General features: G+C 74.7%; 13 protein-coding genes. 10 read left to right on the top strand and 3 right to left on the bottom strand.

Annotation, left to right across the window (positions count from 1 at the left end; translation table 11 throughout):
* Nucleotides 1-193 precede the first annotated feature (193 nt).
* Nucleotides 194-1,873, bottom strand: a complete 1,680-nt coding sequence (locus ACWEQL_RS34350; RefSeq protein ID WP_452154307.1) for a carbohydrate binding domain-containing protein — start codon at nt 1,871-1,873, stop codon at nt 194-196.
* A 319-nt stretch (nt 1,874-2,192) separates the two neighbouring features.
* Here ACWEQL_RS34350 and ACWEQL_RS34345 point away from each other — a divergent pair, with 319 nt between their 5' ends.
* The 8 genes from ACWEQL_RS34345 to ACWEQL_RS34310 all read left to right on the top strand — a co-directional run bounded on the left by ACWEQL_RS34345 (nt 2,193) and on the right by ACWEQL_RS34310 (nt 11,385).
* Entirely contained in the window at nt 2,193-3,599 is a 1,407-nt protein-coding gene (locus ACWEQL_RS34345) for a serine hydrolase domain-containing protein (RefSeq protein WP_452154306.1), read from the top strand.
* Between the two features lie 253 nt (nt 3,600-3,852).
* Nucleotides 3,853-4,785, top strand: coding sequence for a GNAT family N-acetyltransferase (locus tag ACWEQL_RS34340; RefSeq protein WP_452154305.1), 933 nt, complete (start codon nt 3,853-3,855; stop codon nt 4,783-4,785).
* On the top strand, nt 4,782-5,669 hold the full coding sequence (locus tag ACWEQL_RS34335; protein ID WP_452154304.1) for a lysophospholipid acyltransferase family protein: 888 nt from the start codon (nt 4,782-4,784) through the stop codon (nt 5,667-5,669). Before ACWEQL_RS34340 ends, ACWEQL_RS34335 begins: the two co-directional genes overlap by 4 nt.
* A gap of 136 nt (nt 5,670-5,805) precedes the next feature.
* On the top strand, nt 5,806-6,282 hold the full coding sequence (locus tag ACWEQL_RS34330; protein WP_452154303.1) for a hypothetical protein: 477 nt from the start codon (nt 5,806-5,808) through the stop codon (nt 6,280-6,282).
* Nucleotides 6,283-6,430: 148 nt separating this feature from the next.
* On the top strand, nt 6,431-7,453 hold the full coding sequence (locus ACWEQL_RS34325) for an XRE family transcriptional regulator (RefSeq protein WP_452154302.1): 1,023 nt from the start codon (nt 6,431-6,433) through the stop codon (nt 7,451-7,453).
* A 274-nt stretch (nt 7,454-7,727) separates the two neighbouring features.
* The gene (locus ACWEQL_RS34320) at nt 7,728-9,263 is read left to right on the top strand and encodes an esterase/lipase family protein (RefSeq protein ID WP_452154301.1); all 1,536 of its coding nucleotides are present in this window, start codon (nt 7,728-7,730) and stop codon (nt 9,261-9,263) included.
* A 154-nt stretch (nt 9,264-9,417) separates the two neighbouring features.
* Complete coding sequence (locus tag ACWEQL_RS34315) at nt 9,418-10,764, top strand: hypothetical protein (protein WP_452154300.1); 1,347 nt, start codon at nt 9,418-9,420, stop codon at nt 10,762-10,764.
* Nucleotides 10,765-10,908: 144 nt separating this feature from the next.
* A complete protein-coding gene (locus ACWEQL_RS34310; protein WP_452154299.1) occupies nt 10,909-11,385 on the top strand; it encodes a hypothetical protein in 477 nt (158 codons plus the stop codon).
* Nucleotides 11,386-11,450: 65 nt separating this feature from the next.
* On the opposite strand, the gene ACWEQL_RS34305 is transcribed toward ACWEQL_RS34310, so the two are convergent.
* On the bottom strand, nt 11,451-11,996 hold the full coding sequence (locus ACWEQL_RS34305) for a MarR family winged helix-turn-helix transcriptional regulator (protein WP_452154298.1): 546 nt from the start codon (nt 11,994-11,996) through the stop codon (nt 11,451-11,453).
* 94 nt (nt 11,997-12,090) lie between these two features.
* Between ACWEQL_RS34305 and ACWEQL_RS34300 the strand changes: the two genes are divergently transcribed.
* Complete coding sequence (locus ACWEQL_RS34300; RefSeq protein WP_452154297.1) at nt 12,091-13,413, top strand: MFS transporter; 1,323 nt, start codon at nt 12,091-12,093, stop codon at nt 13,411-13,413.
* Nucleotides 13,414-13,435: 22 nt separating this feature from the next.
* The gene (locus ACWEQL_RS34295; RefSeq protein ID WP_452154296.1) at nt 13,436-14,434 is read left to right on the top strand and encodes a YdcF family protein; all 999 of its coding nucleotides are present in this window, start codon (nt 13,436-13,438) and stop codon (nt 14,432-14,434) included.
* Nucleotides 14,435-14,530: 96 nt separating this feature from the next.
* Here ACWEQL_RS34295 and ACWEQL_RS34290 read toward each other — a convergent pair whose 3' ends face one another.
* Entirely contained in the window at nt 14,531-15,073 is a 543-nt protein-coding gene (locus tag ACWEQL_RS34290) for a PaaI family thioesterase (RefSeq protein WP_452154295.1), read from the bottom strand.
* Nucleotides 15,074-15,347 lie beyond the last annotated feature (274 nt).

The raw sequence follows: 15,347 nt of genomic DNA, 5'->3' as shown, positions 1-15,347 counted from the left end.
CACCTTCATCTCCCCCGCGTCCACTATCGCGTTCCCCTCCCCCAGGCTGTGCGCTCGGGGGGGGGGGGGCCGGCCGCGGCGGGTCGCCGGGCACTCGGGCGCGCGGCCGGTTCCCGGCCCCTCGCCGCGGACGGGCGGGAGGGGCCGGGAGCCGGGGTGATCCGGTGGTGCGATGGTGCCGTGGTGCGGTGCGTCAGCCGGTGAAGCCGGCCGTGATGGAGGTGAACTGCCAGTCGTTCTGGGCGATTCCGGAGCAGGTCTCCTGGAGGCCGCCGCCCGCGCAGCCGCGGTCGCGGTTGACCGACCAGAACGCCAGGCGCGCGATGTGGTGGGCGTTGGCCCAGTCGCGGATGGCGGTCCAGTTCGCCACGGTGGTGGTCTCGTTGGTGTCGCTGAGGCCGTTCATGCCGGAGATGCCGATGTGCGAGTACGCGGTGGCGTCGTCCCAGCCGAAGGTGGACTTCAGCTTGTTCTTCAGACCCTCGGTGGCGGAGACGGTGGCCGCGTACATGTCGGTCGACGCGTTGCCGAAGTCGAACGGCATGATGGTGAAGACGTCGATGTCCGCGTTCAGCGCCTTGGCCTGCTCGATCAGCCGGTTGCCGTAGTAGGTCGGGCCGGTGGTCGCGGTGCCGAAGGTCAGGATGGTGCGCAGGCCGGGGTTGTTCTGCTTGACGATCTTGAGCGCCGACAGGATGCGGTCCTGGACGGCGGTGTTCTCGAACTCGTCGGTGTTCTCGATGTCGACGTCGATCGCCTTCAGGCCGTACGCGTCGATGACCTTCTGGTAGGCGCCGGCCAGGTCGTTCGCGGTGGCGCAGTTGGGGCCGAGCTTGTTGCCCGACCAGCCGCCGATGGACGGGACGACGTCGCCGCCGGCCGCCCGGATCGCGTTGACGGTGGCCTGGTCGACCCCGCCGAGCAGCGGCCGCTGGCTGTCCCAGCTGGGGTTGCAGCCGTTCTGGGCCAGGATGAACGCCAGGGTGAACCACTTGACGCCGGTGGCGCTCATCACGGTGGTCGGCGACGGCGGGTTGCCCCAGCCGTTGTAGTAGTACGGCGCGGCCTGCTTGAAGCCGGTCGGGGTGCCGCCGCTCTCGTCGGTGGTCACGGTGACCGGGGTGGAGTCGGCCGAGGTGTTGCCGGCCGCGTCCCGGGCCCGGACGGTGAAGGTGTACGAGGTCTTCGCCGTGAGGCCGGAGACGGTGGCCGAGGTGTCGGTGCCGGCCGCGGTGAGCACCTTGGTGCCCGCCCGGTAGACGTCGTACGCGGTGACGCCCTTGTTGTCGGTGGAGGCGTTCCACGCGAGCGTCACGGTGGAGGACGACTTGCCGGTGGAGCGGGCGTTGCCCGGCACGGTGGGCGCCTGGGTGTCGGGGTCGCCGCCGCTGCCGCCGGGCCCGTCCAGGCTGATGTCGTCCGCGTAGTAGGTGCCCTGGCCGTACCAGCCGTTCAGGTACACCTCGGCGCTGGTCTGGTTGGCGCCGGTGGTGAAGGAGACGCTCAGCTTGGTCCAGTCGGCGGCCGAGGTCCAGGTGGAGCCGCCGCCGGTGACGCCCAGGTGGACGTAGCTGCCGCGGACCCAGCCGGACAGCGTGTACGCGGTGTTGGGCTGGACGGCGACGGTCTGGACGCACTTGGCGTTGTCGCTCGCGCTCGCCGCGCCGGCGAGCGCCTTGGTGCCGCCGTGCACCGGGGTGGTGACCACCGAGCCGAGGCCCCCGGCACAGGACCAGCCGGAGAGCGTGCCGGTCTCGAAACCGGGGTTGGTGAGCAGGTTGGCCGCGTGCGCGGCGGTGGGCGCGCTGAACGCGGCGACCGCCGCGAGCAGGGCGGCCGCGCCGGCGGCGGGCAGTCGGGTGCGGATGTGCACCGGTGACCTCCAGTGGGGGAGTGTGGGGGTGGAGGCGCGGGGGAGCCAGGTGCGGGGAGAACCCCAAATTGGCCTGTACCAATCACGGTGTCAAGTACCGTCCGCCCCACGGACGTCACGCACGGCGGCCGATCGCGGACGGAGCATCCCGGGCCCGCCGGGCCGCGCCGCCCGCCACCGGGCCCGGGGCCGGGGGTGAAATCCGTTCGAGAACGGAGCGCGCGCCGCGCTAGGTTGGGCCGGTTCACGCCCCGGGACGGGACGGCCCGCGCCCCGATCCCGGCGGCACACCCCGAACCACCGAGGGACCCAGGACCAGATGACCCTTCAGCCCGACTCCCCCGCCGCCGGCCCGCACCACGACGAACTGCTGCCCACGACCCGCCGCGCCCTGCTGCACCGGGTCGCCGTCGCCCAGGCCGAGGGCCGCACGCCCTCGCTGCTCGGCGCGGTCGTCCGGGACGGCCGGCTGGTCTGGAGCGGCGCCCGCAGCATGATCGACGGCCACGCGCCCGACACCGACGTGCAGTACCGCATCGGCTCGATCACCAAGACCTTCGCCGCCGTCCTGGTGCTGCGCCTGCGCGACGAGGGCCTGCTCGACCTCGCCGACCCGCTGGCGCGGCACCTGTCCGACGCCCCGGCCGGCGGCGCCACCGTCGCCCAACTGCTCGCCCACTCCTCCGGACTCGCCGCCGAGACCCCCGGCCCCTGGTGGGAGCGGACCGACGGCTCGCTGCGCCCCGGGCTCGACGACATCCTGGAGGAGCAGCCGTTCAAGCACCCGGCCGGCCGGGTCCACCACTACTCCAACCCCGGCTACGCCCTGCTCGGCGCCCTGGTCGAACGGCTGCGCGGCGAGCCCTGGGGCCAGGTGCTCGACCGCGAGGTGCTGCGCCCGCTCGGCCTGACCCGCACCACCCTGCTGCCCGAGGCCCCGCACGCCGGCGGCTTCGCCGTCCACCCCTGGGCCGACGTGATGCTCCCCGAGCCGCTCACCGACACCGGGCTGATGGCCCCGGCCGGCCAGCTCTGGTCCACCGCCGCCGACCTGGCCCGCTGGGCCGCCTTCCTGGCCGGCCTCGCCCCGAACGGCGACAAGGTGCTCTCCCCCGCGACGCTCGCCGAGATGCGGGTGCCCCACGTCGCCCCCGACGCGGCCGACTGGTCCTCCTCGTACGGGCTCGGCCTCCAGCTGGTCCGCGTCCGCGGGCGCCTGCTGTACGGGCACTCGGGCTCGATGCCGGGCTTCCGCGCCGGGCTCTGGGTGAGCGACGCCGACGGCCTGGCCGCGGTCGCCCTCGCCAACGCCACCTCCGGGGTGAGCCCCTCGGCGCTCGCGGGCGACCTGATCGACATCACCGCCGAGCACGAGCCGGCCTTCCCCGCCCCCTGGCGGCCCCTGGACGAGGTCGACCAGGAGCTGCTGGCCCTCACCGGGCCCTGGTACTGGGGCACCACCGCCTACGCGCTCCACCTGCGGGCCGGGCGCGCGGTGGAGCTGACCACCCTCGGCGGCGGCCGCGACTCCCGGTTCCGACCCGAGCCGGACGGCACCTGGACCGGGCTGGACAACTACTTCGCCGGCGAGACCCTGCGCGTGGTGCGCGCCGCCGACGGCACGGTGAGCCACCTCGACCTCGGCTCCTTCGTGCTCACCCGCACCCCGTACGACCCCGACGCGCCCGTCCCCGGCGGCGTGGACCCCCGGGGCTGGGGCGGCTGACGAGCGGGAGGATCCACCGGCCGGCGGCACGGGGCCCTCGGGCCCGCGCCGCCGGCCGCGGCACGGGGAGCGGCGCGGGAGCGGCCCGCATTCAACAGGTGCACATCTGCGCTCCGCCGTACGGCAACGTGGGCGCCAGCCGACTTGGAGAGACATACGGGTGCCGGTTCGCACGATGACGAACGCGCGGGCCGGGCCGGTGCCACGGGCGTTCCGTGGCCGCCGTCGTCGGTGCTGCTCTGGAGGGTCCGTCATGACCACCGTCCCCACGTACGCTCCCGTTCCCGCCCCCCGCACCCCCCTCACCGCCCGGACCGCCCCGCGGCCCGAGGAGGCCCGGCCCGCCGCCCCGGCCGCCCAGCCCTCCTACGGCGTCTCGCTCGCCCGCGACGAGGACGACGTCCGGGCCGCCCAGCGGCTGCGCCACCGCGTGTTCGCCGAGGAGATGGGCGCCGCGCTGCACAGCCCGCTGGCCGGCCTCGACGTCGACCCGTTCGACGACCACTGCGACCACCTGCTGGTCCGCGAGCTGGGCACCGGCGAGGTGGTCGGCACGTACCGGCTGCTGCGGCCCGAGGCCGCGCGGCGGGCCGGCCGGCTGTACTCGGACAGCGAGTTCGACCTGGCCAACCTCGGCCCGGTGCGGGACGGCCTGGTGGAGCTCGGCCGCTCCTGCATCGCCCCCGAGCACCGGGGCAACGGCGCCGTCATCAACCTGATGTGGGGCGGCATCGCCCGCTACCTCGCCGACACCGGCAACACCTGGGTGGGCGGCTGCTGCTCCATCCCGCTCGACGACGGCGGCGCCACCGCCGCCCGGGTCTGGGACACCGTCAGCGCCAAGCACCTCGCCCCCGCCGAGTACCGGGTCACCCCGCACCGGCTGTGGGACCCGACCGGCGTCCCGCGCGCCGAGCGGGCCGCGCTGCCCGCGCTGCTGCGCGGGTACCTGCGGCTGGGCGCCTGGGTGTGCGGCGCGCCCGCGCACGACCCCGACTTCGACTGCGCCGACCTGTACGTGCTGCTGTCGCTGGAGCGCACCGACCCGCGCTACCTGCGGCACTTCCTGTCCGGGGTGCCGGGCGTGACCGTCCCGGCGGGCAGGGCGGTTCAGGCCGCCGCGCAGGGCGGGGCACAGGGTGGGGCTGTTCAGGGCGGGGCACAGGGTGGGGCCGGCTCGATATGAGCGTCTGGCTGCCGACCGCGTCCTGCACGCCGGAGAGCTGCCTCGCCGAGGCCGGGCCCGTGGTGTCCCTGCCCCGGCGGGCAGCGCGGCTGGCCTGCTGCCTGACCGTGCTGCTGCTCGGGATCGCCGTCGTCCCGTTCGTCCTGCTCCTCCCCCGGTCGGTCCGGTACGCGGCGGCGCGGCGCTGGGCGCGGACCGTGCTCGGCGCGCTGGGGGTGGGCCTGCGCCTCGGCCCGCTCCCGGCCGCCGGGGGCTCCGGGTCCGCCGGGGGCTCCGGGTCCGCCGGGGATACCGGGGGCTCCGGGTCCGCCGGCGGGAGCTCCGGGGGCGGGCCGTACGGCGGTGGCGGAATGCTGCTGGTGGCCAACCACGTCTCCTGGCTGGACATCCCACTGATCGCGGCCGCCCGCCCCGGCCGGTCGCTGGCCAAGACCGAGGTCCGGCACTGGCCGGTCCTGGGCCCGCTGACCACCTGGGGCGGCACGGTCTTCCTCGACCGCGACCGCATCCGGACCCTGCCCGGCACGGTGGCGGAGGTCACCGCGCTGCTGCGGGCCGGCCACCCCGTGATCGTCTTCCCCGAGGGCTCCACCTGGTGCGGGCGTGAGAGCGGCCGCTTCCGGCCCGCCTTCTTCGAGGCGGCGATCCGGGCCGGTGTCCCGGTCCAGCCGGTGACCATCCGCTACCGGCTCTCCGGCGGCGGCACCAGCAGCGCCCCCGCCTTCATCGGCGAGGACGGTCTGCTGACCTCACTGTCCCGGGTGGTCGCCGCCCGGGGCCTGATCGCGGAGCTGGCCTTCCCGGCCCCGATCGCCCCGGGCAGGGCCGCCGACCGGCGCGCCCTCGCGGCGGCCGCCCAGCGGGCCGTGGAGGGCGTGCGGTAGGGGGCGCCCCGCCGGTGGCGGGCCTACCGGGTCCGTGACGCGTGCTCCCGGCCCGGCAAGGCGCCCGGGGGGCGGACCCGGGGCGCCCGCGGGCCGTACGAGGCCGTCCGCTAGCCTGGGCCACCGTCGGACGATCATGGAGAGTGCGCAGGTGGCGGAGGTTCGGGACAGCGGGGCGGCGGCCTGGGAGGGACCGGGCCCCGGGGACCCGACACCGGTGCCGGGAGGCCAGGTCTCGCCCTTGGTCGGGATCGCCCGGGCCTGCCGTGACCGGATCGTCGAGTTCCTCGTGGAGGTGGTCGGGGAGCTGGTGCTGGGCGTCCTCGCCACCGTCTCGCTCGCCCTGGCGCTGGCCGGTGTCCTGGGAGTGGGGCTGGCCCTCGCGCTGCTCGCCGAGCGCCACGGCCCGGCGTCCGCCGGCGCGGTCGCCGTCCTGGGCCTGGGCCTGGCCTGGCTCGGCCTTCGCCGGCTGCGCCGGGCCCGCAGGCAACCGACCCGCCTCGGCCGGGCGCTCTCCGCGCTCACCACGGCCGTGGGCTGCTGGCTGCTGCTCTGCCTCGGCTACGCCTCCTTCGGCGACGCGTTCCACCTCGCCCAAGTCCTCACCGGCTGAACCACCGCGGCGCGGCCCGCTCCCCGGGGGCCACGTTCGAGTTTCGAGCCCCGGCCGAAGACCGGGGAGCGCCGCCCGGCAGGCGGGGGTTCGAGAACGCCCCCAGGCCCGGTTGCCCGCCCGCGCCCGCCCCAGAATGATGGGCGCCATGACAACCACCGGGGGCGGGGGCGTCGATCCGACGCGACTTCAGATCTTGTACACCGCAAGCGAGTTGCTGGAGGCGATGCGGGAGCTCAAGGACCACTCCGGCCTGACCTTCCGTCAGATCGAGGACCGGGCCGCGGCCAACGGCGAGGTGCTGGCCCGCAGCACGCTGGCGGACACCCTGCGCCGGCCGGGACTGCCGAAGCCCGAGGTGCTGGCCGCCTTCGTCCGGGCCTGCGAGGACGGCGCCCGGGTCGACGAGTGGCTCGCCGCCCGGCAGCGGATCGCGGACGCCCTCGCGGAGCCGCCCCCGGACCCGGCTCCCCCGAGCACCACCGAACCGGCCGACCCCTCCGACCCCTCCGACCCCACCGGGAGCTCCGACCCCACCGAGGCGGTCGAGCACCCCGGAGCGGCCACCCGCCCCCGGCGCCGCCGCTGGGCCCTGCCCGCCGCCCTGGTCGCCGGCTGCCTGATCGCCGCCGGTACGGGCCTCGCCCTGCTCGGCGAGCGCGACCACCCGACCGACGGCCCCCGCACGTCCGCCGGCCCGGCGGGCGGGCCGGTGCGGATCCGCCCGGCCTCCGCGCCCGCCCTCTGCCTCACCGAGGGCCGGGACCCGCTCGCCCGCTACTCCAGCGCGATCGCCGCGCAGCGCCCGTGCGGGACGGCGGTGCCGCCGCGCACCGTACTGGAGGCGCTCGGCGGCGGGCTGTACCGGATCAGGTGGGTGCACCCCGAGTTCGGCGAGGGCTGTCTGACGCTGCTGCGCGGCGGGCCGGCCGCCGGGCTGCTGGAGCCGCGCGAGGACTGCGAGGGCGCGAGCCGGTTCCGGATCGAGCAGGCCGCGGCGGGCGGCTTCCTGGTGCGGGCGCCCGGCGACGGTTCGTTCTGCGTGGGCATGGCCGACACCGCCGGGCGTCCCCCGGCGGCCGACGCGGCCTACGCGCCCGAGGTCGAGGCCGTCGAGCAGCCGTGCGCCGAGGGCCTCGACCGGCAGCGCTTCCTCATCGATCCCTCCTGACCACCTCCCCCGACCTCACCCGTTCTCCCGTCCCCCTGTGCCCCGCGCCGGTCCCGGGCGTTCCCCGTACGCCCGGAACCGGCCCAGGCTCCGGCCCCGGCCCAGGCCCGCCGGGGGCGCGGACCGTCCCGCCCACGCCCCCGGCTGACTCTTGGTCATAAACCGTTACACCGGCGGCAGGTGACATCTCCCGGGGCGGGAATGAAGACTGACGGGACCACCCGCACCGTTCCCGAGCCCCCACGGCTCACGAGCCCCGGAGGAGCAGAGGCCCATGACCACGACCCCCGACAGGCCGGACGGCTCCGTCCGGCTCCCGATCATCTACGTGCGCGGCTACGCGGGCGGCGCCGGCGGCATCGCCCGGGCCGTCGCGGACCCCTTCCACGGGTTCAACGAGGGTTCCACGCACGTGCGGATAGGGCGCGGCGACAGCCCGGTGTTCTACCAGTTCGAGAGCCCGCTGCTGCGGCTGCACCTCGACGAGGGCTACCACATCCACGTCAACGGCGGGCAGATGGCGTACCTGGACGCCCATGACGACATCGAGCCGGACTCCATCTGGATCCACCGCTTCTACGACTCCTCGGCCGGCACCTGGGGCGGGCGCCCGCGCGGGTTCAGCCTGGAGGCGGCCGCCGAGGACCTGCTCGCGCTGATCGAGAAGCTCCAGGCCAAGACCGGGGCACCCCGGGTCCACCTGGTCGCGCACTCGATGGGCGGGCTGATCTGCCGCAGCCTGCTGCAGAAGGTCATCCCCGACCGGCGTCCCGGGCGCCGGGCCACCGACTACGTGGACAAGCTGTTCACCTACGGCACCCCGCACGGCGGGATCACCTTCGACGTGGGCTTCGGGGTCCCGGAGGCGCTGCGCGACACCCTCAACGTCAACGGCTCCAACATCTTCGGGCCCCGCCGGATGTACGAGTACCTCACCCCGGAGGCCGAGTTCGACCCCGACGGGCCGCCGGACGGCTGGCGGGCGACCGAGCTGCCGGAGCACTGCACCTTCCCGGCGGAGCGGATCTTCTGCCTGATCGGGACCAACCCGGCCGACTACGACGTGGCCCACGGCCTGGCGGCGGCCGCCGTCGGGGCGCGCAGCGACGGGCTGGTGCAGATCGACAACGCGCAGGTCGCGGGCGCGCACCGGGCGTTCGTGCACCGCAGTCACAGCGGCCGCTACGGAATGGTCAACTCCGAGGAGGGGTACCAGAACCTGCGGCGCTTCCTCTTCGGCGACCTGCGGGTGACCGCCGAGCTGGTCGGGGTGCGGCTGCCGGACGACGACCCCGACGTCACCTGGCAGGCCGAGATCCGGCTCTCGGTGCGCGGCCTGCCGGTGGTGATGCACGAGCGGGTCGCCGACCACTGGTGCCCGATCCAGCTGCCGGCCCCCGCGCCGGACGGCGCCACCTCGGACGTGCCGCTGGTGACCACCTTCCTGTCCACCGTGCTCCCGCGGGCCGCGGAGGGCGGCCCGCTGCGGTACGCGCTGCACCTGCGGCTGCTGTCGCTGCGGGAGAACCGCGGGCTGTTCGGGTTCCGCGACCACCTGGAGCAGGCCGCGGACTTCGACGACGTCCTGGTCATCGACGTGGACACCTCCGGTCCGCGGCCGGCGGCCTGGGCGCAGTGGAACTCGAGGATCGACGGGGCGATCAAGGACCACGTGCCGCACGGCGTCCCGCTCACCGACGAGGACCCGGCCGCGGTCTCCTGGATCAGCCACGTGCCGCTGCCGCCGACCACCACCCGCACCCTGGGCGGCGGCGCCCGGCTGCGGCTCACGGTGACGCCCTGGGGCTGAGCAGCCGTCACCACCCGTTCACCTCCCGCACGATTGTTCGTGGCCGCGCCTTGCGGCGCGGGGTGGGCATGACAGAGGATCAGGCTGGACGCCATGATCGACTTCGGTCCGGTCACGGCGTCCGGCCGATTCTCTTCACCACCCGGGGGTACCGATGACCACGAACGCAGACAGCCGGCACGACGGCGGCACCGAGGACGCCGGGCGCCGGCCCGGCCGCCGGGCGCTGCTCGCCGGCATGACCGGGGCGGGGGCGCTCGCGGGCAGCATCGCCCTCGGCACCCGCGGCGCCGCGGCGGCGCCCGCGGCGGTCACCGCAGGCCCGGCCGACTACGTGGTCGACGTCATCGCCAAGGGCGCCGACGCGACCGGCCGCACGCCCAGCGACGAGGCGTTCCGCAAGGCCGCCCTGGAGCTGCTCGGGGGCGCCCCCAAGACCGGCTACTCGCCCAAGAAGGTGCTGCTCGTCCCGCCGGGCACGTACCTGCTGACCCAGCCCGACTCGCTGCTGCCGATCACCCACGGCACCGACAACCCCGGCGTGATCGACGGCATCTCCATCAGCGGGTACGGCAAGCGGCTCTCGCGCATCGTCTACGCGCCGACCACCCCGAACACGGTGTTCTGGACCAACGACGGCCGCTACAAGAACATCCGCTTCAGCGGCCTGACCTTCGAGGGCCGCGACGCCACCGCCACCTTCAACCTCGCGCTCTCCGCCGTGGGCAAGGGCGTCCAGGACACCTGGTACACCGACGTCGAGTGGCACGGCACCTGGAAGGCCGGCATCGTCCTGGACGGGCCGGCCGGCACCTCCAACCTCAACAGCGAGATGGGCTGGGACCACTGCCAGATCAGCGGCACCTACGCCGACGCGTTCCTGGTGATGGGCGGCAAGCCGGCCGAGGGCCAGCAGGACCAGTTCCTCAACTACTGGTTCCGTGACTGCAAGGTCGAGTTCCAGTCCGGCACCTTCGTGCGCAACGAGCGCGGCGGGTCGATGAACTTCATCGGCGGCTCGTACATCCTCATCGACGAGAACGCGGCCGGCACCTTCTTCAAGCTCAACGCCAACAACCCGCGGAACGACTCGGTGATGCGGCTGTACGCGCAGGGCATCCGCTTCGAGGTGCGCGGCGAGAACCACAAGGTGATCGACTCGGCCTGGTACAAGGGCACCATCACCTTCGTCTCCTGCGACGACACCGCGCACTCCTTCAAGTCCTGGGCCGCCGGCGCCACCCCGCACGTCTACCGCTTCGACGCGGTCAACCCCTCGCGCGGGCCGATGATCCGCTACCAGGACTGCGCCCTGCTCGGCTCCCACCACGTGACGAGCGCCACCGCCACCACGGCCGGCAAGGTGCTCTACGACGGCTGCCGCTTCATCGACAAGACCACCACCGCCACCGCCCTGCGCTGGACCGGCCCGACCCCGTGGTACGAGTTCCGCGACTGCACGGGCGAGGGCGGCCGCCTGGCCGACGTCAAGGCCCCGTAACCCCCCGCCCCCGCAACCCACCCGCCGCCGTGGCCCGGGCACCCGCCCCCGCCACGGCGGCCGCCCGGCCGGGAACCTTCGTGGAACCCCGTGCGTGTTCCAACGGGACGCTGCGGACGGGGACTTCGGGGGGCCGGGATGGGTGTGGGCAAGGTGTTGGTCCGGTTGGCGGTGGCCTTCGCGGCCGTCACGACGCTCTGCGCGGCAGTGCTGCTCCCCGCCGCCATCGGCCCCTGGTACGACGTGCCCTGGGCGGAGCGGGCCGAGGTGCAGGACGACCGGGCCCTGGTCGCGATGGCCGAGACCACCAACCCGGGCGGCCGCGAGGAGTTCCAGCACCTGTACCTGGTGGTGGAGGCCGACCGCACCGCGGCCGACCCGGTCGCGGCCGAGCTGCGGCGGCTGGAGCGCCTCGGCTGGACGGTGCACCGCGTCTCGGACCGACCGGCCGAGTCCGCCGTCAGCCCGTCCGGCAAGAGCCTGGTCACGGTCACCCCCGCCGGGGAATTCCTCCGGGAGGAGAACGCCGGGACCACCGCGACCGTCCACCAGGAGCTGCGCGCGAGCCTGACGGCCGACCCGACCCGGCTGGTGCTCGAACTGGTCCGCATCCGGCCGTGAACGGACCGCGGCCACCGTTCCGGCCACTCCGCCCGCCACTCCCCCGGCGGCTACTCCCCCGCCCGTTACTCCCCCGGCGGCTGCGGGTCCTCGGCGGCGTGCATGACGCGGCGCAGGAGGTCGGAGAGCTGGCGGCGTTCGGCGGGGGTGAGGACGCCGAGGAGGCGGCGCTCCTCCGCGCCGACCACGTCGAGGGCCTCGTGCCAGGCGGCGCGGCCGGCCTCGGTGAGTTCGACGTGGACCTGGCGGCGGTCCTCGGTGGACGGCGTGCGCCGGACGTAGCCGTGGCGCTCCAGGGCCTCCAGCCGGCCGGTGATGGAGGCGGGGGCCATGTTGAGGTCGGCGCGCAGCTCGGAGGGGAAGGCGTGGCCGCCGCGGCCGGCCAGGGCGTGCAGGGTCTCGAACTCGTGCTTGTGCAGGCCGTAGTCGGCGACACTGCGCTCCCGCACCCGACGGAAGTGCTTGGAGAGCTTGTTCATCCGGGTGACCGCGCCCTCGATGTCCGGGTCGAGTTCGGGCAGCACCGGGAGCCAGCGCCGGACGTGGCCGTCGGTCCAGTCGGGCGGCTGCTCGCCGGCCGGTCCGGCGGGCGTCTGGGCGCGGGGTTCCATGCGGTGAGTCTACGGTCACGGTGATCATCCGACCCTCGCGATGCCCGCCGGTAATTCGTTGCCGAAATTTCGTCACCGAAATATAGTCTCCGCCGTGACCTCCCACCTCCCCGGGGACCCGCATCCGCTGCGGCTCCGCGACTTCCGCCTGCTCTTCATCGGCCGCACCGTCTCCACCCTCGGTGACGCGGTCGTCCCGGCCGCCCTGGCCATCGCGATCACCCGCGCCACCGGCTCCTCCGGCGCGCTCGCCCTCGTCCTCGGCTGCGCGATGGTCCCCCGGCTGCTGCTGCTCCCGCTCGGCGGCGTGGTCGGCGACCGGTTCAACCCGCGTCTGGTCGCCCTGGTCACCGACCTCGTACGGGCGGCCGCGCAACTCTTCGTCGGCGTCGAACTGATCGGCGCCGAACTGGCCGGCACCGACCCGGGCCTGGCCGGGATCGCGGTCGCCGAGGCGATCGGCGGCACCGCCTCCGCCTTCGCCATGCCCACCACCACCCCGCTGGTCGTGGCCACCGTCGCCGGCCCCCAGCGGCTGCGGGCCAACGCCCTGCTGGCCTCCGTCACCAGTGCCGTCCGGCTCGCCGGGCCCGCCCTCGCCGGAGCGCTGATCTGGACGGCCGGCGCCGGCTGGGCCTTCGTCCTGGACGGCGCCTCCTTCGTGCTGAGCGCCGCCATGCTGGCCCGGCTCACCGTGCGCCACACCCCCACCGAGCGGCGCCCGCTCCGCCGCGACCTGGTCGAGGGCTGGAGCGAACTGCGCTCGCGCGACTGGTACTGGACCAGCCTGATCCTCCACGGCACGTGGAACGGCGCCGCCGCCGTGCTGCTCACCCTCGGCCCGCTGATCGCCGCGCAGCGCCTCGGCGGTGACGGGGTCTGGCTCGCGATGACCCAGGCCGCCGCGGTCGGCGTCCTGGCCGGGTCGCTGCTCGCCGGCCGGTACCGGCCGCGCCGCCCGGTGCTCACCGCGAACCTCGGCCTCGGGCTGTACGCGCTGCCGCTGACGGCCCTCGCGGTGGCCGCGCCGGCACCGGTGACCGTGGCCGCGTACACGCTCGCCATGACCGGGCTGGGCTTCCTCAACCCCGTCTGGCAGACCGTGGTGCAGCGCGAGTTCCCGGCCCAGGTGCTCGCCCGGGTCACCTCGTACGACTGGCTGCTCTCGCTGGCGGCGGCGCCGCTCGGCTACGCGCTGGCTCCGCTGGCCGCCGACCGCTGGGGCAGCACCGGCCCGCTGCTGGTCACCGCCGTCCTGGTGGCGCTCGTCTGCGCCGGCACGGTGGCGGCCCCGGGCGTACGGCGGCTCACGGGTGAAGCAGGTGAGGCGGGTGCGGCGGGCAAGGAGGGCAAGGCGGTTGAGCCGGCACCGGCCGGCCGGGCCCGGAAGGTGACGAGCACTCCGCCGAACGGGTGAGCGCTCCCCCTACGATACGGACATGATCGCCTACGCCCCCGCCATCTTCTTCTTCACCCTGTGCGGCATCGGCGTGCTGCGCGACCGGCGGCAGTTCAGCAACGCGGTGCTGCTCGGCATCGCCGTCAGCCTGCTGGCGCTGGCCCTGCTCGCCGAGCTGCGCAAGGCCCCGACCCTGGTGGCCGAGATCGCCGCCGCCGTCATCGTCCTGCTCCCGGCCCTCGGCACCCTCGCCCTGGTGGGCTTCCTGCTCTCCAACGGGCTGACGATGATCCGCAAGGAGGGCATGAGGCCCGCGAACCTGCTCTCCCTGCTCGCGGGCCTCGGCATCCTCGGGGTGATCGTGCTGCTGGTCGCCGCGCTGATCACCGGGTCGTACACGCTGGGCGTGCTGGCCGGCACCTCGGTGCTGGTGGTCGGGTACGTGTCGTTCCTGTTCGTCTGCTTCGTCGGCTACGCCTTCCTGTACGGGCGCCACCACCCGCGCCAGGACGTCGACTTCGTGGTGGTCCTCGGCTCCGGCCTGATCGGCGGCGAGCGCGTCCCGCCGCTGCTGGCCAGCCGGCTGGAGCGCGGGCGGTCGGTGTACGAGAAGCAGGCCGCGCGCGGCAACCCGCCGGTGCTGATCACCTCGGGCGGCCAGGGGCCGGACGAGAAGCTGCCGGAGTCCCACGCGATGGCGGACCACCTGCTCGAACGCGGCTTCCCCGAGGCACATCTGGTGCGCGAGGACCGCTCGCGGACCACCGAGGAGAACCTGCGGTTCAGCCGGGTCCTGATGGAACGGGCGAAGCCCGAGTACCGCTGCGTGATCGTCACCAACGACTTCCACGCCTTCCGCGCCGCGCTGCTGGCCCGCACCACCGGGGTCAACGGGCAGGTCTTCGGCTCGCCGACCGCCGCGTACTACTGGCCCAGCGCGACGATCCGCGAGTTCGCGGCGGTGTTCCTCACGCACAAGCTGGTCAACTTCGGCATCTGCGGCGTGATCGCGCTGTGCGGGCTGCTCGCGCTCGTCTGACCCCGCCCGAACGGTGGGCGTTCCCCCGCGGGGAACGCCCACCGTTCGGCTTCTCAGGCCCCCGTCGGGCTCCTCAGGCCCGCCGTCGGGGGCTTCTCAGGTCCGCGGACGCGGCGTCAGGATCGCGCAGGTGGTGGTGGCGTGGGCGTACAGCTTGCCGTTCTCCGCGCCCAGCACCCGCGCCTCGGCGGTGGCCATGGTCCGGCCCAGGTGCAGCACCACGGCCTCGCAGCGCAGCAGGCCGCTGTCGGCGAACAGCGGGCGCAGCAGGTGGAGGTTGAGCTGGGTGGTGGTGTAGCCGAGGCCGGCGGGCAGCCGGCTGAGCACCGCGCAGCCGAGCGCCGAGTCCATCAGGGTGGCCAGGTAGCCGCCGTGCACGGTGTTCATCGGGTTGAACAGGTGGTCGCCGGTCTCCCCCTCGAAGACCGCCTTGCCCTCGCCCGCCTCCACCAGGCGGAATCCCATCGTGCTGCCGATCGACGGCTCCGGTATCCGGCCCGCGATCATCCCTTCCAGCACCTCCTGTCCCGACAGCCCGGTGTACTCGGCCACCGGCGGCCCGGCGAGCCACTCGTGCGTACGGCTGCGGGCCACGACCCCGGCGGGTACCGCCGACTGCTCACGATCATCATTCGTCATGCCCCCAACCTGCCCCCTCCACCCGCCCCGGCTCAAGTCCCGCCCGTCGCCGCAGGCCTCCTGACGCCCGCTCAGCACGGCTCGGCACCGCTCGGGCCGCGGCGAGCAGGTCCTTCGGCCCGCCGCGGGCCAGGCCAAGACGGACCAGCGCGGCCGGCCCGGCCGGGCCGGCCCACGGCTCAGCCCGTCCAGCGCAGGACTGCCGGAAAGGAGGACCTCTGATGGCCCGCACCCAGGCCGCCACCAGCCGCACCACCACCGACACGGCCAAGCA

The sequence above is a fragment of the Kitasatospora sp. NPDC004240 genome (assembly GCF_053603215.1).
The sequence above is the reverse complement of the archived record's forward strand: the minus strand, read 5'-3'. Positions and strand labels throughout refer to the sequence as shown.

Excerpts from the sequence above, each read along its gene's own strand:
- ACWEQL_RS34345 (WP_452154306.1), top strand. The coding sequence starts at position 2,193 with ATGACCCTTCAGCCCGACTCCCCCGCCGCCGGCCCGCACCACGACGAA.
- ACWEQL_RS34340 (WP_452154305.1), top strand. The coding sequence starts at position 3,853 with ATGACCACCGTCCCCACGTACGCTCCCGTTCCCGCCCCCCGCACCCCC.
- ACWEQL_RS34335 (WP_452154304.1), top strand. The coding sequence starts at position 4,782 with ATGAGCGTCTGGCTGCCGACCGCGTCCTGCACGCCGGAGAGCTGCCTC.
- ACWEQL_RS34330 (WP_452154303.1), top strand. The coding sequence starts at position 5,806 with ATGGAGAGTGCGCAGGTGGCGGAGGTTCGGGACAGCGGGGCGGCGGCC.
- ACWEQL_RS34325 (WP_452154302.1), top strand. The coding sequence starts at position 6,431 with ATGACAACCACCGGGGGCGGGGGCGTCGATCCGACGCGACTTCAGATC.
- ACWEQL_RS34320 (WP_452154301.1), top strand. The coding sequence starts at position 7,728 with ATGACCACGACCCCCGACAGGCCGGACGGCTCCGTCCGGCTCCCGATC.
- ACWEQL_RS34315 (WP_452154300.1), top strand. The coding sequence starts at position 9,418 with ATGACCACGAACGCAGACAGCCGGCACGACGGCGGCACCGAGGACGCC.
- ACWEQL_RS34305 (WP_452154298.1), bottom strand. The coding sequence starts at position 11,996 with ATGGAACCCCGCGCCCAGACGCCCGCCGGACCGGCCGGCGAGCAGCCG.
- ACWEQL_RS34295 (WP_452154296.1), top strand. The coding sequence starts at position 13,436 with ATGATCGCCTACGCCCCCGCCATCTTCTTCTTCACCCTGTGCGGCATC.
- ACWEQL_RS34290 (WP_452154295.1), bottom strand. The coding sequence starts at position 15,073 with ATGACGAATGATGATCGTGAGCAGTCGGCGGTACCCGCCGGGGTCGTG.